Raw genomic sequence first — 23012 nt, 5'->3', positions numbered from 1 at the left:
ACCACCCGGGGGAGGGACATGACGCACCCGATGCCGCGCCGGTCCTGGCGTACCGGCCTGGTGCTGGGCGCCACCGCGGCGCTCGCCGTGGCCGGCGCGGTCACCGCGGTCACCGCGCAGGCGGCGGCCGGCTGCCGGGTCGACTACCGGGTGTCCAGCGAGTGGAGCGGTGGCTTCAACGCCGACGTGACGGTCACCAACCTGGGCGACGCGCTCACCGGCTGGCGGCTGGCCTGGACGTTCCCCGCCGGCCAGCAGGTGAGCCAGGCATGGAACGCGACGATCCCGACCGGTACGTCGAGCGTCACCGCGACCGATGTCGGCTACAACGCCGCGGTGCCGACCGGCGGCAGCGTCTCGTTCGGCTTCACCGGCTCGCGTGGCGTCACCAACCCGGCGCCGACGGCGTTCACGCTCAACGGCACCGCCTGCACCGGCGGGGTCACCCCGACGACCGGCGTGCCCGGCCCGACCCCCACCGCGCCACCGTCGACCACACCGCCGTCGAGTGGGCCGTACCCGAACGCGCCGGACGGGTTCGCCGGGGCGGCCGGCACCACCGGTGGGGCCGGTGGCACCACGGTCACCGTCACCAACCAGGCCGACCTGGAGCGCTACGCCGCCGCCAGCACGCCGTACGTGATCCGGGTCGGCGCGGCCGTCACGATCACCCCGTACGGCAGGGAGATCCCGGTCAGGTCCGACAAGACCATCGTCGGCGTCGGCAGGAACGGCCAGATCGTCAACGGCGGCTTCAACCTCGGCACCGGCACCAGCAACGTCATCATCCGCAACCTCACCATCCGCGACACCCGGATGACCTCCGACGACCCGGACGACAAGGACTTCGACTACGACGGCATCCAGATGGACACCGCCGACCGGATCTGGATCGACCACAACCAGATCGTGCGGATGAACGACGGCCTCATCGACAGCCGTAAGGACACCACCAACCTGACCGTGTCCTGGAACGTCATCGCCGAGGGCAACAAGGCGTTCGGCATCGGCTGGACCACCAACGTCACCGCCCGCATCACCATCCACCACAACTGGATCCACGACACCAACGTGCGCAACCCCAGCACCGACAACGTGCGGTACGCCCACCTCTACAACAACTACATGCAGAACGTCCGCGGCTACGGCAACTACTCCCGCGGCGCCACCAGGATGGTCATCGAGAACACCTACTACGACACCGTCAAGGATCCCTACTACCGCGACGACACCGCCGAGCTGCGCCAGACCGGCAGCGTCTGCGTGAGCTGCACCGGCCAGCGGGAGACCGGTGGGTCCGCCTTCACCCCGTCGAGCTTCTACAGCTACCGGCTCGACGCCGCCGACCAGGTCCCGAACCTCGTCCGGACCTACGCCGGACCCCAGGCCGCCATCGGCCAGTGAGGGCCGCCGGCCGGGGCGGTGCGGTCCACCGGACCCACCGCCCCGGCCGACGTCCCCCACCGGCTGCCGGGTCGCGCAAACCCGCTCGCCGCCCCCGCCGGATACGCCAGGCTGAGGCGGACGGAGGTGTCGGGTGCCGACCAAGGAGATCATCCAGCACATCGGCGCGTTGCTGGACCTGACCGGGGTGCTGGTCATCGCGGTGGGCGTCACTGTCGCCACGGTGGTGTTCGCGGCGCGCTGCGGTCGTACCCGGCAGGTGGTGGCGCACTACCGGGCGTACCGGCAGGGGGTCGGCCGGGCCATCCTGCTCGGCCTGGAGTTCCTGGTCGGCGGCGACATCATCCGTACGGTCGCGGTGTCGCCCACCTTCACCAGCGTGGGCGTGCTGGCGTTGATCGTGGCGGTCCGCACGTTCCTCAGCTTCTCGCTGGAGGTGGAGCTGGACGGCCGCTGGCCCTGGCAGGGCAAGCTCCCGCGGGCCGGGCAGGCGGGTGCCGACTGATGGGCCACGCGCACCACGCCGGGCACGACCCGGAGCAGTTCCGCCACCGGTTCTGGCTGAGCCTGGCGTTGACCGTGCCGATCGTCCTCACCAGCCACATGGTGATGGACTGGTTCGGCTACTCGCTGGCCGTCCCGGGCGTGCGCTGGGTGGGCCCGGTGCTCGGCACGGTCGTCTTCGGCTACGGCGGCTGGCCGTTCCTGGCCGGCGGTCTGCGCGAGCTGCGCGACCGCGCGCCCGGCATGATGCTGCTGATCTCCATGGCGATCGTGGTGGCGTACCTCGCCTCGGTGGCCACCAGCCTCGGCGTGTTCGACCTGGACTTCTGGTGGGAGCTGGCCGCGCTGGTCACCATCATGCTGCTCGGCCACTGGCAGGAGATGCGGGCGGTCGGGCAGGCGCGCGGCGCGCTGGGCGCGCTGGCCGCCCTGCTGCCCGACGACGCCGAGCGCCTGGACGGGACCGGCCGGCCGCAGCCGGTGCCCGTCGCCGAGCTGCGGGTGGGTGACCTGGTGCTGGTCCGCCCCGGCGGTCGGGTGCCGGCCGACGGCCGGATCGTCGAGGGCGCGGCCGAGCTGGACGAGTCGATGATCACGGGGGAGTCCCGGCCGGTGCCCCGCGCCGCCGGGGACCGGGTGGTCGCCGGCACCGTGGCCACCGACGCCACCCTGCGGGTACGCGTCGACGCGGTTGGCGCGGACACCGCGCTGGCCGGCATCGGCCGGCTGGTCGCCGAGGCGCAGTCCTCCGGCGGGCGCGCGCAGGTGCTCGCCGACCGGTTCGCCGCGCTGCTGTTCTACCTGGCGGCGACCGCCGGCCTGGTCACCTTCGTGGTCTGGCTCCTGCTCGGCGACACCGACCAGGCCGTGGTGCGGACCGTGACCGTGCTGGTGATCGCCTGCCCGCACGCCCTCGGGCTGGCCATTCCGCTGGTGGTGGCGCTCTCCACCGCGCTCTCCGCGCGCGCCGGCATCCTGGTGAAGGACCGGCTGGCGCTGGAGCGGATGCGCACCGTCGACACCGTCCTGTTCGACAAGACCGGCACGCTCACCACCGGTCGGCACACCGTCACCGGGGTGGTCGCCACCGGCGGTCTGGACCGCGACGCCGCGCTGGGCCTCGCCGGCGCGGTGGAGGCCGACAGCGAGCACCCGCTCGCCCGGGCGCTCGTCGCCGCCGCCGACGCGCGGTCCATCCGCCCGGCCGCCGCCGACGCGGGCCCACCCGGTCCGGCCGCCGCCGACGCGGCCGCGCCGGATCCGGCCGCCGGGGACGCGGGCCCGCCCGGTCCGGCCGCCGGGGACGCGGGCCCGCCCGGTCCGGCCGCCGGGGACGCGGGCCCACCCGGTCCGGACGCCGCCGATCCGGGTCCGGGGCGCCCGGCCGCGCACGGCTTCCGCGCGCTCGCCGGTCGCGGCGTGCGAGCCACGGTGGACGGCGTCGACTGGGCGGTGGGCGGTCCGGCGCTGCTGCGCGAGCTGGACGCCGCGGTGCCCGACGACCTGGCCCGGGCCGCGGCGGACTGGTCCCGGCGGGGCGCGGCGGTGCTGCACCTGGTCCGGCTGCCGGCCGGACCCGGCCCCGAGGTGACCGCCGCGTTCGCGCTTGAGGACCGCGTCCGACCGGAGGCGCGGGCCGCCGTGGCCGAGCTGCGTGAGCTGGGCGTACGCAAGATCGTGATGATCACCGGCGACGCCCGCCCGGTGGCCGGGGCGGTCGCCGCCGATCTCGGCTTCCGGCCCGGCGTCGACGAGGTCTTCGCCGAGGTGCTGCCGGCCGACAAGGACAAGGCGGTCGCCGACCTGCAGGCGCGCGGGCTGACCGTGGCCATGGTCGGCGACGGCGTCAACGACGCCCCGGCCCTGGCCCGCGCCGACGTCGGGGTGGCCATCGGCGCCGGCACCGACGTGGCGATCGAGTCCGCCGGGGTGGTGCTCGCCGGCTCCGACCCGCGCGGCGTCGGCGGGGTGATCCGGCTGTCCCGGGCGTCGTACCGCAAGATGCGGCAGAACCTGGCGTGGGCGGCCGGCTACAACGTGGTCGCCATTCCACTCGCCGCCGGTGTGCTGGCCGGGGCCGGTGTGGCGCTCAGCCCGGCGGTCGGCGCGGTGCTGATGTCCGCCTCCACCATCGTGGTGGCGCTCAACGCTCAACTGCTGCGCCGGGTCCGGCTCGCGCCGACCGGGACGTGAGATGTATTGCTGGCCGGCACCTGCGCACGGGTGAGAGGTTTGATGTCGACTCACCGGGTCACTGACACCGGGAGTGACGAGGGAAGGGGAACACCGGTGCCCGACACGATCCGGACCAGGTCCAGTCAGGACGCCGTCCTGCCACGCGGCGTCACCGACCCGTTGCTGTGGCGCAGCGCGTACGACGTGGCCGCCGCGCACCGGTCGGACGCCGACGGCCGGTGCGCCAGCCTGCTCTGCGCCGGTGCGCCGGCACCCTGCGAGCCGCTGAACGCCGCCCGCCGGGCGATGCGCCTGGCCGGGGACGCCGGCCGCCGCGCCGAGTCGGACACCCGGCCGGCCGGGGAGCGGCGGCGGGCCGCCTGAACGGCCGGTGGGCCGGGCGGTTCGAACCCGGGTCGTCCCGCTTCCGTGTCTATGATCGACAACCCGGCCGGAATGCGGAGAACGAGGAGGATTCGTGACCGTCGACGCCCACGCGTTCTGGCTCCGCGCGCCTGGCGAGGGCGAGATCCGGCCGGTCCGCCTCGACCCGCCCGGCGACGGTGAGGTGCTGGTCCGCACCCGGTTCACCGGCGTCAGCCGGGGCACCGAGACGCTGGTCTTCACCGGCCGGGTCCCCGCCGACCAGCACGCCGCCATGCGCGCGCCGTTCCAGTCCGGCGACTTCCCGGCGCCGGTCAAGTACGGCTACCTCAACGTCGGCACGGTCGAGGCCGGCCCGGCGGAGCTGCGCGGGCGCACCGTGTTCTGCCTGTACCCGCACCAGAGCGCGTACGTGGTCCCGGCCGGATCGGTGGTGGTCGTGCCGGACGGCGTGCCGGCGGCCCGGGCGGTGCTGGCCGGCACCGTGGAGACCGCGGTGAACGCGCTCTGGGACGCCGCGCCGCTGGTCGGGGACCGGGTCACCGTGATCGGCGGTGGCATGGTCGGGTGCAGCGTGACCGCGCTGCTGGCCCGCTTCCCGGGCGTCCGGGTCGAGCTGGTCGACGCCGACCCGGGCAAGGCCGGGGTCGCCGAGGCGCTCGGGGTCGACTTCGCCCTGCCCGCCGACGCGACCGGGGGGCGCGACCTGGTGGTGCACGCCAGCGCCAGCGCCGACGGGCTGCAACGCGGCCTGGAGCTGCTCCGCCCGGAGGGCACCGTGCTGGAGCTGAGCTGGTACGGCGACCGCCCGGTCACCCTCGCCCTGGGCGGCGCGTTCCACTCCCGGCGGCTCGCGATCCGCAGCAGCCAGGTCGGCACCGTCTCGCCCCGGCGGGCCGACCGCAGCTACGCCGACCGGCTCGCCGTCGCCCTGGACCTGCTGACCGACCCGGCCTTCGACGCGCTGCTCACCGGCCGGTCCCGCTTCACCGACCTGCCCGACGTGCTGGACCGGCTCGCCTCGGGCCGGCTCCCGGCGCTCTGTCATCTCATCACCTACGGCGAGGAGTGAACGTGTTCAGCGTGACCGTCCGGGACCACATGATGGTCGCCCACAGCTTCCGCGGCGAGGTGTTCGGCCCGGCCCAGCGGCTGCACGGCGCCACCTTCGTCGTCGACGCCACGTTCCGCCGGGCGGAGCTGGACGCCGACGGGATCGTGGTCGACATCGGTCTGGCCACCGAGCAGCTCAAGGCCGTGCTCGGCGAGCTGACCTACCGCAACCTGGACGACGAGCCGGCCTTCGCCGGGGTGAACACCACCACCGAGGTGCTGGCCCGCACCGTCGCCGACCGGCTCGCCGACGCGGTGCACGCCGGCCGGCTGGGGGAGGGGGCGCGGGGTCTGGCCGGGATCACCGTCACGCTGCACGAGTCGCACGTCGCCTGGGCGAGCTACGAACGGCCGCTGTGACCGGATGACCGCCGTCCACGTGGTGCTGCCGGGCGACATCGACGACCCGGCGAACCCCAGCGGCGGCAACGCCTATGACCGGCATGTCTGCCGTGGGCTGGCGGCGCTCGGCTGGACCGTGCGCGAGCACCAGGTGCCGGGCCGCTGGCCGCACCCGGGGGACCGGGAACGATCCGCGCTGGCCGGGCTGCTCGCCGGGCTGCCCGGCGGCGCGACCGTGCTGCTCGACGGCCTGGTCGCCTCGACCGTGCCGGACGTGCTCGCCCCGCACGCCGCGCGACTGCGCCTGGTGGTGCTGGTGCACCTGCCGATCGAGGACGAGGCCGAACGGCGGGCCCTCGGGGCGGCGACCGGGGTGGTCGCCACCAGCGAGTGGACCCGCCGGCGGCTGCTCGACCGCTACCCCCTCGACCCCGCTCGGGTGACGGTCGCGCCGCCCGGCGTCGAGCCGGCGCCGGTCGCCCCCGGCACGCCCGCCGGCGGGCGCCTGCTCTGCGTCGCGGCGGTCACTCCGGTCAAGGGCCACGACGTGCTGGCCGCCGCGCTCGCCGGGGTCGCCGACCTGGACTGGACCTGCGACTGGATCGGCCCGCTCGACCGGGACCCGGCGTTCGTGACCCGGCTGCGCCGGTGGCTGACCGGGGCCGGGCTGGCCGACCGGGTCCGGCTGACCGGCCCGCGCGCCGCACCGGAGCTGGCCGCCGCGTACGCCGCCGCCGATCTGCTGGTCCAGCCCTCCCGGCGGGAGACGTACGGCATGGTGGTGACCGAGGCGTTGGCCCGGGGCGTACCGGTGCTGGCCAGCGACACCGGCGGCCTGCCGGCCACGCTCGGGCACGCCCCCGGCGGCGACCGGCCCGGCCTGCTGGTGCCACCGGACGACCCGGTTCCGACCGCCGACGCGTTGCGCCGCTGGCTCACCGACCCCGCCCTGCGGGACCGGCTGCGCCGCGCCGCCCGGCAGCGGCGGCACACCCTCACCGGCTGGCCGGTCACCGTGGACCGGCTGGCGACGGCGCTCAAGGAGGCGACCGCGGCATGACCACCTCACTCCCGCCCGACTTCGCGGACTGGCTGCGACTGCGCGAGCCCGCCGACGCGGCCGCCCGCTCGGTCGAGCTGGCCGACGCGGTCCGCGACCGGCTGCCCGCCGGACGCCCGCTGGTGGTGCACGACCTGGGCAGCGGCACCGGGTCGATGGCCCGCTGGCTCGCCCCCCGGCTGCCCGGCCCGCAGCGCTGGGTGCTGCACGAACGTGACCCGCACCTGCTGGCGCTGGCCACCGGCGGCGGGCTCACCGCCGCCGACGGCGCGGCGGTCACGGTGACCACCCGCGGCTCGGACATCACCCGGCTGACCCGCGCCGACCTGGCCGACGCCCACCTGGTCACCGCGTCGGCGCTGCTGGACATGCTCACCGCCGAGGAGGTCGACCGGATGGTGGCCGCCTGCGCCGGTCACCCGACGCTGTTCGCGCTCACCGTGTCCGGCCGTGCGGAGTTCACCCCGGCGGATCCGCTCGACGCCGAGCTGGCCGACGCGTTCAACGCCCACCAGCGGCGGACCGTCGACGGGCGGGCCCTGCTCGGGCCGGAAGCGGTGGCCGCCACGGTGGCCGCGTTCGGTCGGCACGGCGTCGAGGTGGCGGTGCGGTCCACCCCGTGGCGGCTCGGGCCGGAGCAGGCCGCGCTGACCGCCGAGTGGCTGACCGGCTGGGTGGACGCGGCCGTCGAGGAGCGACCGCATCTGAACGGCCCCGCGCGGGCGTATACCGAGTGGCGGCTCGCCGAGGCCGCCGCCGGCCGGGTCGAGGTGGTGCTGCACCACGCCGACCTGCTCGCCGGCTGAACCGTACGGCCCGCCGACACGTGACATCCGGTGGGAACGAGGGAGGACCGTTTGTCACATGTCGCCGTCGCCGCGCCCGTGCCCGTACCGGTCCGGCCGCGTCCGGCCCGGGTGCGCTGGGCCTGGACCCGCCGGGCCTGGTTGCGGCCGGCCGCCGGGCTGGCCGTGCTCGCCGCGCTGGTCGCCTTCGTCGGCACCGGTCCGTTCCTGGCCGGGCTGCGGCTGATCGACGCGCCGGCGCTGGCCGCCGCGCTCGGCATCGGCGTGGTCACCACCGTGAGCGGCGCCTGGCGCTGGTCGCTGGTGGCCGGCGGGCTGGGCGTACGGCTGCCGATGCGCGCCGCGGTGGCGCACTGCTACCGGGCGATCTTCCTCAACTCCACGCTGCCCGGCGGTGTGCTCGGCGACGTGCACCGGGCGGTCCGGCACGGCCGGGACGCCGGGGACGTGGCCCGGGGGGTCCGCGCGGTGGTCTGGGAGCGTGCCGCCGGCCAGGTGGTGCAGGTCGTCATCGCGGTGGCGGTGCTGGCCGCGTTCCCGTCCCCGGTCCGCCGGTACCTGCCGGCGTTGGCCGCTGTCGGGGCGGTGACCGTGGTGGCGCTGGTGCTGGTGGCCCGTGCGGTGCCGCGTTCCGGGGCGTCCCGTCTCGCCCGGCTGGCGCGTACCGCGCTGGCCGACGTCCGCGCCGGGCTGCTGGCGCGGCGGACCTGGGCCGGCGTGGTGATCGCCTCGACCGTGGTGTTCGCCGGCCACCTGGCCACGTTCGTGGTGGCCGCCCGCACCGCCGGGGCGGACGCGCCACTGTCCCGCCTGCTGCCGCTGACCCTGCTCGCCCTGCTGGCCATGGCCCTGCCGCTCAACGTGGGCGGCTTCGGGCCGCGCGAGGGCGTCGCCGCCTGGGCGTTCGCGGCGGCCGGCCTGACCGCGGCCCAGGGCGTCGCCACCGGCACCGTCTACGGCGCGCTGGTCCTGGTGGCCAGCCTGCCCGGTGCCGTGGTGCTGCTGTTGCACCCGACCGGCAACTGTCGGTGATCCCGCATACGGTGAGGTGCGAGGTGTGAGTCGTCGGTCAGCCCGGCGACCGGACGGAGGAGAACCATGGACGAATCCCTGCCCAGCGCGACGGTCCGGACCCGGGTCACGGTCCCGCTTCGGTTCCCCGACGGATACGCCACCACCGCCCTGGTGCACACGTTCCACGGCCTGGTGGACGGCCGGGAGCACCTGGCGTTCGGGCTCGGCGGGTACGCCGACGCCGACCCGCCGCTGGTCCGCCCGCACAGCGAGTGCCTGACCGGTGACGTGTTCGGCAGCCAGCGCTGCGACTGCGGCCCGCAGTTGCGCGAGGCGGTCGAGCGGATCGCCGAGGCCGGCGGCTACCTGCTCTACCTGCGTCAGGAGGGGCGGGGCATCGGCCTGTACGCCAAGCTCGACGCGTACGCCCTCCAGGACGACGGCCTGGACACGTACGAGGCGAACCTGGCGCTCGGCCGGGGCGCCGACGAGCGGGACTACACGGTGGCCGCGCAGATGCTCACCGCGCTGGGCGTGGACCGGGTGGCCCTGCTGAGCAACAACCCGGACAAGGCGGCACAACTCGAAGGGCTGGGCGTCGCGGTGGCCGACCGGGTGGTCACCGGCGTGCACCTGTCCCCGGCGAACGCCGACTACCTGGCGGCCAAGGTCACCCGCGCCGACCACGCCCTCGACCTGCCGTTCGTGCCGTGACCACCCGCCCGTACGTGCTGCTGAGCTGCGCGATGTCGATCGACGGTTACATCGACGACGCGACCACCGAGCGGCTGCTGCTCTCCAACGACGACGACCTGGACCGGGTCGACGCGACGCGGGCCGGGTGCGACGCGATCATGGTGGGCGCGGCCACGGTCCGCCGCGACGACCCCCGGTTGCTGGTACGCAGCGATCGGCGGCGTGCCGACCGGGTGGCCCGGGGCCTGCCCCCGTCCCCGGTGAAGGTGACGGTCACCGGCAGCGGCGACCTCGACCCGGTGGCCCGCTTCTTCACCGTCGGCGACGGCGTCAAGCTGGTCTACTGCCCGAGCGGGGTGGTCGACAAGGCCCGGGAGCAGGTCGGCGCGGTGGCCACCGTGGTGGACGCCGGCGAGCCGGTCACCCCGGAGGCGGTCGTCGCCGACCTGGCCGGGCGCGGGGTCGGCCGGTTGATGGTGGAGGGCGGCGGCACCATGCACCGCCAGTTCCTCACCGCCGGGCTCGCCGACGAGCTGCACCTGGTGGTCGCGCCGTTCTTCGTGGGGGACGGCCGGGCCCCCCGGTTCGTCGGGGAGGGCCGCTTCCCGTGGCACCCGGGTCGCCGGGCCCGGGTGGTCGAGGTGCGCCAGATCGGCGACGTGGTGTTGACGCGCTACGCGCTCTCCGACCGCTGCCGGGCCTGACCAACGCCGCTCCGGTTCGCTCTTGTGCAAGCTCACGGTCGAGATTAGTTTGTTGCTCATCCATACGAATGCATCCCTCCCGAAGGGGTATCGATGAGCGTGCACCACCCCGATCCGGGCGCCACCCGTCGCCGTTTCCTCGGCCTGGTCGGCCTCGGCGTGGCCGCCACCGCCGGCGGCCCGCTGCTCGCCGGATGCTCCGAGAAGCCCGCCGGCTCCGGCGCCGCCCAGCAGCTCGACGCCGTCTCCGGCCTGCTGCCCACGCGAAAGGACCTGCCCGGCGCCGTCAAGCCCGACATCGTCGGCACCCGCCCGGTGCCCGACGGCTACACCAGCTACCCGGCGACCCTTGTCGACGCCATCACCGACAAGCCCGGCACCAGCGGCAAGCAGATCACCGCGATGACGCCCGCCTGGGGCGCGGCGCCGCCCGGCATCGCGCAGAGCGCCTACCTCCAGGCCGTCAACGCCGAGCTGGGCACGCCTGTCAACTTCACCATCCAGGACGGCAACACGTACGCCGACAAGCTCAACGCCATGCTCAGCGCCCGCGACGTGCCGGAGCTGCTCTGTGTGCCGGGCTGGGAGGTGGAGAAGATCCCGCGCTTCGCCGAGGCGATCAAGGCGCTCTTCGAGGACCTCACCGACCACCTCCGGGGCGACGCCGCGAACGCGTACCCGATGCTGGCCAGCTTCCCGACCGGGGCCTGGCGCCAGGCGGTGTGGAACGAGCGGCTGATGTCCGTGCCCAATCCCACGGACGGGCCGTTCCCCTGGGCGCTGTTCGCCCGCAAGGACCTGCTCGACGCGCGCGGCCTGGGGGTGCCGACCAACCTCGACGAGCTGCTGACCGCGGCCAGGCAGGTCACCGACCCGGCTCGCAAGGTGTGGGCGTTCGACGACGTCTTCGCCATGATCCAGATGTTCCACCGGGTGCCCGGCGCCAACCAGGGGTGGCGGCTGCGCTCCGACGGGACGCCGGAGTTCAAGTACGAGACGCCGGAGTTCCGCCAGGCGCTCGAGGTGATGGCCAAGATCTACAAGGACGGCCTGGTCCACCCGGACATCGTGGCCAGCCGGGGCGCGGACGCGAAGCAGCTGTTCGCCAAGAACGGCGCGATCGTGTTCAAGCAGGACGGCATCGGCTTCTGGCAGGGCGCCCAGGCCGAGCACCAGAAGACCAACCCGACGTTGAACATCCAGCCGGTGCCGGTCTTCTCCGCCACCGGCGGCGACCCGCTGGTCTGGGGCGAGGACAAGCCGATCTCCTTCACCTTCGTCAGGAAGGGCCTCGGCAAGGACCGGGTCCAGGAACTGCTGCGCGTCATCAACTGGTGCTCCGCGCCGCTGGGCAGCCAGGAGGCCCAACTCCGGGACTTCGGCGTCGAGGGCAAGCACCACACGAAGTCGCCGAACGGGCCGGTCAAGACCGACCTGGCGTTCAAGGAGATCGCCAACCAGTACTTCTTCATCAGCGGTCGCAACCCCACCATCGGGCCGTACCCGGACACCCCCCGCTACGTGCCGGACGTGCTGAACTACTCCAACCAGATGGTCAAGTTCCTGGAGAAGAACCCCTGGGCCGGGGTGAAGCTGGAGATGCCGGCCGCCTACAAGGCCAACCAGGTGCCGACCGAGGACAAGTTCACCGACGTCCTGCGCGGCCGGCGTCCACTGAGCGACGCGGACGCGATCGTCGCGGAGTGGAAGGCCAACGGCGGGGAGGAAGCCCGCAAGCTGCTCGCCGACTCGCTGCCCAAGGCGGCCAAGTGAGCGAGCCGGCCGTCGCGGTCGGGCCCGGGCGGGCCCGACCCGACGAGCCGGCCCCACCGGCCCGCCGCCGGCCGCCCCGCCGTCGCCGGGTGCCGCTGGGCAGCCGGCTGCGCCGCGACTGGCAGTTGCTGGCCATGGTGGCGCCCGGCTTCCTGGTGTTGCTGATCTTCAGCTACCTGCCGATCGCCGGCAACGTCATCGCGTTCCAGGACTACAACCCGTACCTGGGCGACAATCCGTGGCAGGCGTTCACGCACAGCAACTGGATCGGCTTCGGCCAGTTCCAGCTCCTCTTCGACGACCCGGCGTTCTGGGACGCGTTCCGCAACACGCTCGCCATCACCGCGTTCCAGCTCGTGTTCTTCTTCCCGCTGCCGATCCTGCTCGCGGTGATGCTGCACAACCTGCTCTCCAGCCGGCTGCGCGGCCTCGTCCAGACCATCGTCTACCTGCCGCACTTCTTCAGCTGGGTGTTGGTGATCAGTTTCTTCGTCGCCATGCTCGGTGGCGCGGGGCTGCTGGCCCAGACCATGCGCGACGCCGGCATGCAGCCGTGGAACGTGATTACCAACCCGGACACGTTCATCGTCCTGGTCACCGCCGAGGCGGTCTGGAAGGACGTGGGCTGGGGCACCATCGTGTTCCTCGCCGCGCTGTCCACCATCGACCAGAGCCTCTACGAGGCCGCCGCGGCGGACGGCGCCGGCCGGTGGCGGCGGCTCTGGCACATCACGCTGCCCGGGCTGCGTCCGGTGATCGTGCTGCTGCTGATCCTGCGCCTCGGTGACGCGCTCTCGGTCGGCTTCGAACAGTTCCTGCTGCAACGCGACGCGGTCGGCCGGCAGGCCGCCGAGGTGCTCGACACCTTCGTCTACCACTTCTCCATCGCCACCGGAAACTACGGCTACGGCGCGGCGGCCGGCCTGTTCAAGGCCGTCGTCGGCCTGGTGCTGATCCTGGCCGCGAACCGGGTGGCGCACCTGCTCGGCGAACGAGGGATCTACTCGAAGTCATGACCGTGATCATCCGACGGCCGCCGCGCGCGCGGCCCCACCGCCCGGTGTGGGAGGAACCCCCCACCCGCGTCGGCCAGGCGCTCAAGGCCACCCTGCTCACCCTGCTGGTGCTCGGCGTCCTCTTCCCGCTCTGGGTGGTCCTGGTGACCAGCCTCTCGTCGCGCCGGACGATCGCCGACGCGGGCGGCCTGGTGGTGGTGCCGAAGGGCATCGACACCTCGGCGTACGCCACCATCTTCGCCGGCGGCGCGGTCACCCGGGCGCTGTGGATCAGCACGCTGGTCACCGTCTGCGGCACCGCGATCGCGCTGACCGTCACCGTGCTGGCCGCGTACGGGTTGTCCCGGCCGGGCACGGTGGGGCACCGCTGGCTGCTGGCGTACTTCCTGATCCCGTTCCTGGTCTACCCGCCGCTCGTGCCCCGCTACCTGGTGGTCACCGGGCTCGGGCTCAAGGACACCATCTGGGCGCTGGTGCTGCCGTCCGCGATCAGCGTGTTCAACCTGGTGGTGGTGCGCGGCTTCTTCCAGGGCATCCCGCAGGAGCTGCTGGACAGCGCGCGCATCGACGGCGCCAGCGACTTCCGGACGCTGGGCCGCATCGTGCTGCCGTTGTCCCGCGCGGTGATCGCCGTGGTCGGTCTCTTCTACGCGGTCAGCTACTGGAACGTGTGGTTCGACGCGCTGCTGTTCATCGACCGCAACGACATGTACCCGATCCAGCGGGTGTTGCAGAGCTACCTGCTGGCCGGGCAGGCGCCGCACACCTCCGGCGCGGCCAGCGGGGTGACCATGCCGCCGACCGAGGCGATCAAGATGGCGGTGGTGGTGCTGACCGTCGCGCCGATCGTCGCGGTCTACCCGTTCATCCAGCGGCACTTCATCAAGGGGGTGCTGATCGGCGCCGTCAAGGGCTGATCAGAGCACCTGGGACAGGAACCGCCGCAACCGGGGGTGTTCGGGGGCCTCGAACACGGCGGCCGGCGGCCCGGCCTCCAGCACCCTGCCGGCGTCCATGAACGCGACCGTGTCGGCGACGGTGCGGGCGAAGCCCATCTCGTGCGTGACCACCACCATGGTCATGCCGGCGGCGGCGAGGTCGGCCATCACCGCGAGCACGCCCTTGACCAGCTCCGGGTCCAGCGCCGAGGTGGCCTCGTCGAAGAGCATCACCTGCGGGCGCAGCGCGAGCGCGCGGGCGATGGCGACGCGTTGCTGCTGGCCGCCGGAGAGCTGCGCCGGCCGGGCGTCGGCCTTCGCGGCGAGCCCGACCAGGTCGAGTTGGGCGCGGGCCACCGCCTCCGCCTCGTCCCGGTCGAGCTTCTTCAGCTTCCGCAGCGCGAGCGTGACGTTGCGCAGCACGCTCAGGTGCGGGAAGAGGTTGAACTGCTGGAACACCATGCCGACGCGTTGCCGCAGCGCGTCCGGGTCGTCGCGCAGCACGCTGCGCCCGTCCAACAGCACGTCGCCCCGGTCCGGCTCGATCAGCCGGTTGATCGTGCGCAGCAGCGTGGACTTTCCGGAGCCGGACGGTCCGATCACGCAGGCGGTGCCGCCCCGGGCCACGTCCAGGTCCGCGCCGCGCAGTACCCGGTGCGCGCCGAACGCCAGGTGCACGTCGCGGACGGCGAGGCTGACCGAGGTGACGGTGCTGGTGCTCATCGCGGGTCCCTTCCGGTCGGGGTGACGCCGGCCGGCGTCAGGTCGGTGTCGGGCTCGGACGGCGGGGTGGCCGGGCGGCCCTGGCGCAGCCGCCGGTCCAGCCAGTTGACCGCGTGCGTCAGCGGCACGGTCAGCAGCAGGTAGCAGAGGCCGGCCAGCAGCAGCGCGGACTGGTTGCCGGTGTTCGCCGCGTAGTCCTGGCCGATCCGGAACAGCTCCCGCTGGCTGGCCAGCAGGCCGAGGAAGTAGACCAGGCTGGAGTCCTTGATCAACGCGATGAGCTGGTTGACCCAGGCGGGCAGCACCCGGCGTACGCCCTGCGGGATGATCACCAGTCGCATCGACTCGGCCCAGGAGAAGCCGAGCGCCCGGGCGCCCTCCAACTGGGCGGCCTCCACGCTCAGGATGCCGGCCCGGAAGATCTCGCCGAGGTAGGCGGCGGCGATGAGCGACAGCGCCAGCACGCCCAGCGGGTAGGGGTTCGGGCCCCAGACCTCCATGCCCAGCGGCGCCAGGCCGACGCCGATGAGCAGGATGGTGGCCGCGGCCGGCAGGCCGCGGAACACGTCGGTGTAGACCCGGGCCGGCCACCGCAACCAGCGGGTACGCGAGATGCCGGCGACCGCCAGCAGCATGCCCAGCACCGAGCCGAGCAGGGCGGCGGAGGCGGCCAGGATCAGCGTGTTCGGCAGCCCGACGGTCAGCATCTCGGGCAGCGCCTCGCGCATCGACCCCCAGTCGAAGAACGTCTCCCAGAGGGTGCTCAGTGGATCCATGTCCGCTCCGTCCGTCCCGCTCGTGCCCGGTTACCGGTTCGCAGAGGCCGCCGACGGCGACGGCACGGCGACCGATCCGCTGCCGGGGGTGAAGTCGGCCGGGATCGGCCGGCCCGGGTAGTACCGCGCCTGGAGGCGGCTCCAGGTGCCGTCGGCGATCACCTGGTCGAGGCCCTTGTCCAGCGCCTCGCGCAGCCTGTCGTTGCCCTTCGCCACCGCGTACGCCGTCGGCGCGGGGCTGAGCTGCTTCGCCGCGACCTTGATCTTGCCGGTGCTGTCGGCCGCGGACTTGTCGCCGATCTCGGCCGGGGCGATCCAGGCGTCGGCGGTGCCGGCCTTGAGCTGGTTGACCGCGCCGTTGTAGTCGGGCACCCGCACCGGGTTCAGCTTCTCCCTCGTGGCGAAGTCGTCCTGCACGGTGCCCTGGACCACCACCACGCGCTTGCCGGCGAGCTGGTCGAAGCCGGTGATCGCGGAGCCGGCCGGCACGTCCAGGCCGAAGTAGCCGAAGTCGTAGCCGTTGCCGAAGTCGACGGTCTTCTTCCGCGCCTCGGTGACCGTGATCGAGGAGCTGCCCACGTCGAACTTGCGGTTGTTGACCTGGGCGAGCAGCGCGGAGAAGTCGGTGCCGACGAACTCCACCCGCAGACCGACCTTCCCGGCGACGGCCCGCAGCAGGTCGTTGTCGAAGCCGGTGAACTCGCCGTCCTTGAGGAAGACGTTCGGCGGGGCGTCGGTGAGCGTGCCGGCCCGGATCACACCGGGTTGCAGCAGGCCGTACGGGTTGTCGGCCGCGTCGTCGGCCGACCCGCCGCAGGCGGTCAGCGCGGTGGCGGCGAGCACGGCGGCGGTGCCGAGCGCGGCCACGCGGGTCAGGGCGGTACGGATACGCACGATGTCTCTCCAGAGTGGACGGACACGCGGGACGCGTGCCGGTACCGGCGCCGCCGGGCACGGCGAAGCCGGAAGGGTGGATCGGGGAAGGGTGGAGCGGTCGCTCAGCGCACGTCGCGACAGCGGTCGCTGCACACCCGCATCAGGTCGACGTGGCGACGCGTGACCAGCATGAGGCGGGTCGGAACGAGGGGTGGTGCGAACATCGGGTCTCCCTGGCCGGTTGGTGCTGACCTGGGTGCCAGGCCACGCTTGCGCCGGCTGCGGCCGGCGCCTGGTCCTCACCCGGAGCACCCCACCGTGGCGGAGGGTTGCCGGCCAGCGAGCCGGGGCTTGACGCTGGCGCTCATGACCTCCCGAAAGGCTAGCAGCACCGGTGCGCCGGTCGTCCAGCCGTTATGACCACCCTCACGGCCGTGCCTTACCGGGCGGGGTCTTGCTATGCAACAAAGTGCATAGCAAGATGACCGGCATGTCGCTGGAGCACGCCATCCTCGTCTCGCTGCTGGAGCAACCCGCCTCCGGCTACGAGCTGGCCCGTCGCTTCGACCGCTCGATCGGGCGCTTCTGGACCGCCACGCACCAGCAGATCTACCGGGTCCTCAAGCAGCTCGCCGAGGACGACCGGATCACCGGTGAGGAGATCGGTCAGGAGAGCCTGCCGGACAAGAAGCTCTGGTCGGTCACCCCGACCGGCCGGGCCGCGCTTGTCGGCTGGCTGCACGCCCCGGTGCGCCCGGAGGCGGTCCGGCACGAACTGGCGGTCAAGATCCGGGGCGCCGCGTTCGACGACGCGGCCGGGCGCGCGCTCCTGGTCGCCGAGGTCGAGCGCTATCGCGCCGACCACCAGACCGTCCTCGCCGGCTACCTGGCCGGCGAGCGCCGCGACTTCGGCTCCGCCGCACCCGACGCCCGGGCGGCGTTGCAGCACGTGGTGCTGCGCGGCGGCATCGCGTACGAGCGGATGGTGCTGGCATGGCTGGACGACGTCCTGGCCACCCTCCGCGACCTCGACCCGGAAAGGCCCCCCGCGTGAGCGACCCGCTGCTGTTCCACCCGCACCACTACGACCCCGCCGACCTCGACGAGACCTCGCGGCGGCTGCTGCGCGGCACCATCGACTGGTTCGAGACCCGGGGCAAGCGCGCCCTGGTCGACAGCTACCACGCCCGCGAGTGGTACGCCGACTTCCTCGACTTCGCCGCCCGGGAACGCCTCTTCGCCACGTTCCTCACCCCGTCCGCCGACGGCGGCGACGACGCCGACAAGCGCTGGGACACCGCCCGCAACGCCGCGCTCAGCGAGATCCTCGGCTTCTACGGGCTCGGCTACTGGTACACCTGGCAGGTCACCGTGCTCGGCCTCGGGCCGGTGTGGCAGAGCGGCAACGCCGCCGCCCGGGCCCGCGCCGCCGAGCTGCTCGACCAGGGGCACGTGATGGCGTTCGGTCTCTCCGAGCGTCCGCACGGCGCCGACATCTACGCCACCGACATGCTGCTCACCCCCGACGGCGCGGGTGGGTTCCGGGCCACCGGCGGCAAGTACTACATCGGCAACGGCAACGTCGCCGGGCTGGTCTCGGTCTTCGGCCGGCGCGCCGACGTCGAGGGCCCCGAGGGGTACGTGTTCTTCGCCGCCGACAGCCGGCACCCGGCGTACCGGCTGGTCCGCAACGTGGTCGCCGCCCAGATGTACGTCTCCGAGTTCCGGCTGGAGGACTACCCGGTGCGCGCCGAGGACGTGCTGCACACCGGGCCGGCCGCGTTCGACGCCGCGCTGAACACGGTCAACGTCGGCAAGTTCAACCTCTGCACCGCGTCCGTCGGCATCTGCGAGCACGCCATGTACGAGGCGGTCAGCCACGCCCACGGCCGGGTGCTGTACGGCCGGCGGGTCACCGACTTCCCGCACGTGCGCCGCGAGCTGACCGACGCGTACGCCCGGCTGGTGGCGATGAAGCTGTTCAGCGACCGGGCGGTCGACTACTTCCGCTCGGCCGGCCCGGACGACCGCCGCTACCTGCTGTTCAACCCGATGACCAAGATGAAGGTCACCACCGAGGGCGAGAAGGTGATCGACCTGCTCTGGGACGTCATCGCCGCCAAGGGCTTCGAGGCCGACACCTACTTCGACAAGGCCGCCAAGGACATCCGCGGCCTGCCGAAGCTGGAGGGCACCGTCCACGTCAACCTGGCGCTGATCCTCAAGTTCATGCCCAACTACCTGTTCCGGCCCACCGAGCACCCGGCGGTGCCGACCCGGCGGGACGCGGCCGACGACACGTTCCTGTTCCGGCAGGGCCCGGCGCGCGGCCTCGGCGCGATCCGGTTCCACGACTGGCGCGACGCCTACGACGCGCACGCCCACCTGCCCAACGTGGCCCGGTTCCGGGAACAGGCCGACGGGCTGGTCACGCTGCTCGCCGCGCACGCGCCGGACGAGACGCAGCAGCGCGACCTGGACTTCCTGCTCACCATCGGCCAGCTCTTCGCGCTCGTGGTCTACGGTCAGCTCGTCCTGGAGCAGGCGGAGCTGACCGGCCTCGACCCGGACCTGCTCGACGAGATCTTCGACCTGCTGGTCCGGGACTTCTCCGGCTACGCCACCGAGCTGCACGGCAAACCGGCCACCACCGACGAGCAGGCCGCCTGGGCGCTCGCCCACATCCGCCGCCCGGTGGTCGACGCCGATCGCAGCGCCCGGACGTGGCAGCGGGTGGCCGACCTGGCCGGCGCGTACGAGATGCGACAGTGAGCGGCGAAATCGGCGGGCGGGACCGCACGGTGGGCCGGTAGGTTGCACGGATGTTCGCGCTTGCCCTGACCGACGACGCCGAGCTGCGCCCGTTGCAGCCCTGGCACGCCGACGAGTTCCTCGCCAACCTCGACCGCTGCCGGGAGCACATCGCGCCCTGGGTCGGCGCGTCCTTCGTGGCCACCGACGCCGAGTCGGCCCGCCGGGTCCTCCAGGCGTACGCGGACCGGTGGGCCCGCGACGACGGCGGGATCTGGGGCATCTGGCAGCGCGGCACGCTCGTCGGTGGCGTGCTGCTGGTGTCGCTGAGCACCGCGCGCGGCGTCTGCGAGGCCGGCTGCTGGCTGGAGGCCGACGCGGAGGGCCAGGGCCTGGTCACCCGGGCCGCCCGGGTCGTCATCGACTGGGCGGTCCGGGAGCGCGGCATCCACCGCGTCGAGTGGGTGACCCGGGCCGGCAACGAGCGCAGCATCGCGGTCGCCCGCCGGCTCGGCATGCGCCGCGACGGGGTGCTCCGGGACGCCGCGCCGGTGCCGGAGGGCCGGGCGGACATGGAGGTCTGGTCGGTGCTGGCGCCGGAATGGACGGCCTGAGAAGGGTTCTTGTCGTACCCGGACGTCAACATGTGTCCATGGCTGTCCCCGCACTGGCCGACCGGTCCCCCCAGCCGCGCGCCCTGCCGCTGCGCGAGGTCCGCACCCGGCTCACCCAACTCGTCTCCCTCGCCGAGCTGACCGACACGGTCACCGTCGTCACGCGTGACGGCGACCCCCGCCCGATCGCCGCGATCGTGCCCGCCCCGGCCGCCCGCACCGGGGCCCAGGCCCGGGCCGACGCGGAGCGGATCGCCGCGATCAGCGCCGGCTGGGCCCGCCGCCTGGAGGAGCTGCACCGGCAGTCCAGCCGGCGGCACGCCGCCGAGTTGCGGGCCCTCACCGACGCGCTCGCCGAGGCGTGGGCCGAGCTGGACCGGCGCGCGCCGGCCGGCGACGCGGCCCTCACCCGGCTCCGTGCCGCCCACGCCGACCTGCTGCGCCCCTGACCGGCCGGGCCGACCGACGCCCGGCGGCAAGCGCCGCCCGTGCCTCGGCCGAGGGCCAGGCGCCACCGGCCCCGTGGCGTGGGTCGTCCGCACCACGCGCCCGACCCCGGGAGCCGCCCGGCCCGACCCCGCCGGCGCCGCCGTGCCGCGCGCACCCCCGTGGCGCGCGGCACGACGGCCGTCCGAGCGGCGGCCCGAGCGACCGCCGCCGCTTCCGGGCGCGTCCCGGCCGCCGCCGTTCACGGCTCGACCGGGCCGCTGCCGTGTCACGGCGTGACCGGGCTGCTGCCGTCGTGCTTGCCGGCGACCAGGCCCGCGGCGAGGTGCCGGGCCTCGAAGGACGCCCGCTGTGCCGGGTGCAGCACGGCCAGCGTGGTCCGGGCGGCGGCCGCCACGGCGCTGTCCGGGTCCGCGTCGGCGGGTGCCTCCGGCAGCCGGTCGCCCAGCCACGGCTCGTACGCCCCGGTGAGACCGACGTACGCGTCGTGCATGGCCAGGTGGACGATGGCCAGCGCGCGGGCGCTGCCCACCGGCCCCTGCGACTGTGCCTCGGTGACGTCGCCGGTGGTGTGGGTGACCCGGTTCGCCTCCAGGGCCACCTCGTTCCAGTACAGGATCTGATCCACGATTTCCCCCGTCGTGATCCGCTGTCGAATGGCGGCGGCAATGCCGTTTCCGCAACGGATCACGGGTGCGGGAGAATAGGCGCGCGCCAGCGCATCCGGAATGCCGTCCGGATCGGTGACGTGCGGAAAGCCGTTTCCCCGTCGAGCCCCCGTTGCGAACCGACGCCCCACTGCTCAGGTGGTCCGCCGCGCCGTCGTCGAAATGTGAATCGACGTCGGCTCATCCATGGTTGCGGCGGCCGACGCGCGGGGTCAAGGTGAGGCGCGGGTAAATGTGGCGACTGTCGGGGAGTAAGCAGTCGAGCAATTCGTGCAACCGAATGGCGGGTTCACGTCACCGCAGGTCACGACGACGCCCGGGCGGTCGGGTCACCCGGGCGTCGTCGGCGGAGGTCAGCTCCGGCCGCGCTCGGCGCGGTAGCGGCGGATCAGTTCCGCGGTCGAGGTGTCCACCTCCGCCAGGTCCGGGGCCGCTCCGGTGAGCTTCGGGGCGAGCTGGTTGGCCATCACCTTGCCCAGTTCCACGCCCCACTGGTCGAAGGCGTTGATGTCCCAGACCGCCGCCTCGGTGAAGACGATGTGCTCGTAGAGCGCGATGAGCTGGCCCAGGGTCGCCGGGGTGAGCTTCGGGGCCAGGATCGAGGTGGTCGGGTGGTTGCCCGCCATCACCCGGTGCGGCACCACGTCGGCCGCGGTGCCCTCGGCCTCCACCTGCTCACGGGTGCGCCCGAACGCCAGCGCGGCGGTCTGGGCGAAGAAGTTCGACATGAACAGGTCGTGCATGTCGCCCAGGTCGTGGTTGGGCCGGCTGAACGCGATGAAGTCCGCCGGGATCAGCCGGGTGCCCTGGTGGATGAGCTGGTAGAAGGCGTGCTGACCGTTGGTGCCGGGCTCGCCCCAGAAGATCTCCCCGGTCGGGTACGTCACCGGGGAGCCGTCGACGCGTACCGACTTGCCGTTGCTCTCCATGGTGAGCTGCTGGAGGTAGGCCGGAAACCGGTGCAGGTACTGCGCGTACGGGAGCACGGCGTGGGTCTCCGCGCCGAGGAAGTCCGAATACCACACGTTGAGCAGCCCGAGCAGTGCCGGCACGTTGCGCTCGACCGGAGTCGAGCGGAAGTGCTCGTCGACGGCGTGGTAGCCGGCCAGCATCTCGCGGAACCGGTCCGGGCCGATCGCCAGCATCACCGACAGCCCGACCGCCGAGGGCAGCGAGTACCGCCCGCCCACCCAGTCCCAGAAGCCGAACATGTTCTCCGGATCGATGCCGAAGTCACGCACCCGCTGCTCGTTGGTGCTGACCGCGACGAAGTGCCGGGCGACCGCGTCGTCGTCCGCGTCCAGCCCGGCGAGCAGCCAACGCCGTGCCTGGTCGGCGTTGGCCAGCGTCTCCTGGGTGGAGAACGTCTTCGAGACCACCACGAACAGCGTGCGCGCCGGATCCAGGTCGGCGGTCTTGTCGTGGATGTCGGTCGGGTCGATGTTGGACACGAACCGGCAGGAGATCCCCGCGTCCCGGTACGCCTTCAACGCCTCGTACGCCATCACCGGACCCAGGTCGGAGCCGCCGATGCCGATGTTGACCACGGTGGTGATCCGCTCACCGGTGTGGCCGCGCCACCCGCCGGAGCGCACCCGGTCGGCGAACGCCGACATCCGGTCCAGCACGGCGTGCACGTCGGCGACGACGTCCTGGCCGTCCACGTGCAGCGTGGCGTCCCGGGGCAGGCGCAGCGCGGTGTGCAGCACGGCGCGGTCCTCGGTGACGTTGATGTGCCGGCCGGCGAACATGGCCGCGATCCTCTCGGCGAGGCCGACCCGCTCGGCGAGCGCGGTGAGCAGCGCGATCGTCTCGTCGGTGACCAGGTTCTTGCTGTAGTCCACGTGCAGGTCGGCGACCTCGCCGATGAGCCGCTCGCCCCGCTGCCCGTCGGCGGCGAAGAGGTCGCGCAGGTGGGTGGCGCGCATCGCCTCGGCGTGCTTGCGCAGCGCCTGCCATTCGTCGGTGGTGGTGACGTCCACAGCCATCGGGTCGATCTTCTCCTTCACGACGGGGCGGTCGGCGGGCCTTCGCCGGCGACCCCACCAGCCTGCCATCCGGGGCCGGTCACCGCGACGCGACCCGGCATCGCCTCACCTGGTGGGCGCGTCCCACGCGGCGTCGAGCCCGACACGAGCCTGGCGCGTCCGTTCGACACGCCGGTCACCGGCTGACACCGGTCGATTGCCGAACGTAATATCCTGCTGCCCGGTCCCCGTGTGGGAGGT

The 23012-nt window shown here is 73.4% G+C and carries 23 protein-coding genes and 1 riboswitch; of the genes, 18 read left to right on the top strand and 5 right to left on the bottom strand.

Features of this window, described 5'->3' with window-relative positions:
* Positions 1-18 precede the first annotated feature (18 nt).
* The 14 genes from AB0B02_RS06455 (at position 19) to AB0B02_RS06390 (ending at position 13908) form a co-directional block, all read left to right on the top strand.
* Positions 19-1404, top strand: coding sequence for a cellulose binding domain-containing protein (locus tag AB0B02_RS06455; protein ID WP_357297387.1), 1386 nt, complete (start codon positions 19-21; stop codon positions 1402-1404).
* Between the two features lie 133 nt (positions 1405-1537).
* Positions 1538-1909 (top strand): DUF1622 domain-containing protein, encoded by a 372-nt coding sequence (locus AB0B02_RS06450; protein ID WP_281941979.1) that lies wholly within the window; start codon positions 1538-1540, stop codon positions 1907-1909.
* A complete protein-coding gene (locus tag AB0B02_RS06445; RefSeq protein ID WP_357297379.1) occupies positions 1909-4101 on the top strand; it encodes a heavy metal translocating P-type ATPase in 2193 nt (730 codons plus the stop codon). Before AB0B02_RS06450 ends, AB0B02_RS06445 begins: the two co-directional genes overlap by 1 nt.
* Positions 4102-4197: 96 nt before the next feature.
* Positions 4198-4467: a hypothetical protein gene (locus tag AB0B02_RS06440; protein ID WP_281941975.1), complete on the top strand. Its 270-nt coding sequence runs from the start codon at positions 4198-4200 to the stop codon at positions 4465-4467.
* 94 nt (positions 4468-4561) lie between these two features.
* Positions 4562-5539, top strand: a complete 978-nt coding sequence (locus AB0B02_RS06435; protein WP_357297375.1) for a zinc-binding alcohol dehydrogenase — start codon at positions 4562-4564, stop codon at positions 5537-5539.
* 2 nt (positions 5540-5541) lie between these two features.
* A complete protein-coding gene (locus tag AB0B02_RS06430; RefSeq protein ID WP_107157360.1) occupies positions 5542-5940 on the top strand; it encodes a 6-carboxytetrahydropterin synthase in 399 nt (132 codons plus the stop codon).
* A gap of 4 nt (positions 5941-5944) precedes the next feature.
* Positions 5945-6982, top strand: a complete 1038-nt coding sequence (locus AB0B02_RS06425) for a glycosyltransferase family 4 protein (protein ID WP_357297370.1) — start codon at positions 5945-5947, stop codon at positions 6980-6982.
* The gene (locus tag AB0B02_RS06420; protein ID WP_357297367.1) at positions 6979-7788 is read left to right on the top strand and encodes a class I SAM-dependent methyltransferase; all 810 of its coding nucleotides are present in this window, start codon (positions 6979-6981) and stop codon (positions 7786-7788) included. Before AB0B02_RS06425 ends, AB0B02_RS06420 begins: the two co-directional genes overlap by 4 nt.
* 111 nt (positions 7789-7899) lie before the next feature.
* Positions 7900-8820, top strand: a complete 921-nt coding sequence (locus tag AB0B02_RS06415; protein WP_281942697.1) for a lysylphosphatidylglycerol synthase domain-containing protein — start codon at positions 7900-7902, stop codon at positions 8818-8820.
* Positions 8821-8886: 66 nt separating this feature from the next.
* Positions 8887-9516, top strand: coding sequence for a GTP cyclohydrolase II (gene ribA / locus AB0B02_RS06410; protein WP_281941965.1), 630 nt, complete (start codon positions 8887-8889; stop codon positions 9514-9516).
* The gene (locus tag AB0B02_RS06405; RefSeq protein ID WP_357297362.1) at positions 9513-10202 is read left to right on the top strand and encodes a RibD family protein; all 690 of its coding nucleotides are present in this window, start codon (positions 9513-9515) and stop codon (positions 10200-10202) included. Before ribA ends, AB0B02_RS06405 begins: the two co-directional genes overlap by 4 nt.
* Positions 10203-10295: 93 nt before the next feature.
* A complete protein-coding gene (locus tag AB0B02_RS06400) occupies positions 10296-11975 on the top strand; it encodes an extracellular solute-binding protein (RefSeq protein WP_281941961.1) in 1680 nt (559 codons plus the stop codon).
* Positions 11972-12991, top strand: coding sequence for an ABC transporter permease subunit (locus AB0B02_RS06395; RefSeq protein WP_357297357.1), 1020 nt, complete (start codon positions 11972-11974; stop codon positions 12989-12991). The genes AB0B02_RS06400 and AB0B02_RS06395 overlap by 4 nt, the downstream gene beginning before the upstream one ends.
* Complete coding sequence (locus AB0B02_RS06390; protein WP_281941957.1) at positions 12988-13908, top strand: carbohydrate ABC transporter permease; 921 nt, start codon at positions 12988-12990, stop codon at positions 13906-13908. The genes AB0B02_RS06395 and AB0B02_RS06390 overlap by 4 nt, the downstream gene beginning before the upstream one ends.
* Here AB0B02_RS06390 and AB0B02_RS06385 read toward each other — a convergent pair whose 3' ends face one another.
* The 3 genes from AB0B02_RS06385 to AB0B02_RS06375 are packed head-to-tail and all read right to left on the bottom strand — an operon-like array spanning position 13909 to position 16322.
* Positions 13909-14652 carry an amino acid ABC transporter ATP-binding protein gene (locus AB0B02_RS06385; RefSeq protein WP_281941955.1) on the bottom strand — a complete coding sequence of 248 codons (744 nt, stop codon included), beginning with the start codon at positions 14650-14652 and terminating at the stop codon, positions 13909-13911. It lies immediately after the preceding gene.
* Entirely contained in the window at positions 14649-15428 is a 780-nt protein-coding gene (locus tag AB0B02_RS06380; protein WP_281941953.1) for an amino acid ABC transporter permease, read from the bottom strand. The genes AB0B02_RS06385 and AB0B02_RS06380 overlap by 4 nt, the downstream gene beginning before the upstream one ends.
* Positions 15429-15458: 30 nt before the next feature.
* Positions 15459-16322 carry an ABC transporter substrate-binding protein gene (locus AB0B02_RS06375; RefSeq protein ID WP_357297352.1) on the bottom strand — a complete coding sequence of 288 codons (864 nt, stop codon included), beginning with the start codon at positions 16320-16322 and terminating at the stop codon, positions 15459-15461.
* A 243-nt stretch (positions 16323-16565) separates the two neighbouring features.
* A riboswitch (SAM riboswitch) is annotated at positions 16566-16676 on the bottom strand.
* Positions 16677-16794: 118 nt separating this feature from the next.
* Here AB0B02_RS06375 and AB0B02_RS06370 point away from each other — a divergent pair.
* Genes AB0B02_RS06370 through AB0B02_RS06355 form a run of 4 tightly spaced genes read left to right on the top strand, consistent with a single transcriptional unit; the run spans position 16795 to position 20118 of the window.
* Positions 16795-17358, top strand: coding sequence for a PadR family transcriptional regulator (locus AB0B02_RS06370; protein WP_281941948.1), 564 nt, complete (start codon positions 16795-16797; stop codon positions 17356-17358).
* Positions 17355-19076, top strand: a complete 1722-nt coding sequence (locus tag AB0B02_RS06365) for an acyl-CoA dehydrogenase family protein (protein WP_357297347.1) — start codon at positions 17355-17357, stop codon at positions 19074-19076. The genes AB0B02_RS06370 and AB0B02_RS06365 overlap by 4 nt, the downstream gene beginning before the upstream one ends.
* Before the next feature lie 50 nt (positions 19077-19126).
* Complete coding sequence (locus tag AB0B02_RS06360; protein ID WP_107157374.1) at positions 19127-19669, top strand: GNAT family protein; 543 nt, start codon at positions 19127-19129, stop codon at positions 19667-19669.
* 38 nt (positions 19670-19707) lie between these two features.
* Positions 19708-20118 carry a type II toxin-antitoxin system Phd/YefM family antitoxin gene (locus tag AB0B02_RS06355; protein WP_281941943.1) on the top strand — a complete coding sequence of 137 codons (411 nt, stop codon included), beginning with the start codon at positions 19708-19710 and terminating at the stop codon, positions 20116-20118.
* 266 nt (positions 20119-20384) lie between these two features.
* Here the strand turns inward: AB0B02_RS06355 and AB0B02_RS06350 are convergent, their stop codons facing one another.
* On the bottom strand, positions 20385-20744 hold the full coding sequence (locus AB0B02_RS06350; RefSeq protein WP_357297342.1) for a hypothetical protein: 360 nt from the start codon (positions 20742-20744) through the stop codon (positions 20385-20387).
* A 393-nt stretch (positions 20745-21137) separates the two neighbouring features.
* A complete protein-coding gene (gene pgi, locus AB0B02_RS06345) occupies positions 21138-22772 on the bottom strand; it encodes a glucose-6-phosphate isomerase (RefSeq protein WP_357297339.1) in 1635 nt (544 codons plus the stop codon).
* Between the last annotated feature and the right edge of the window lie 240 nt (positions 22773-23012).

The organism is Micromonospora sp. NPDC049240 (assembly GCF_040647835.1).
Lineage (GTDB): Bacteria > Actinomycetota > Actinomycetes > Mycobacteriales > Micromonosporaceae > Micromonospora.
The sequence above is the reverse complement of the archived record's forward strand: the minus strand, read 5'-3'. Positions and strand labels throughout refer to the sequence as shown.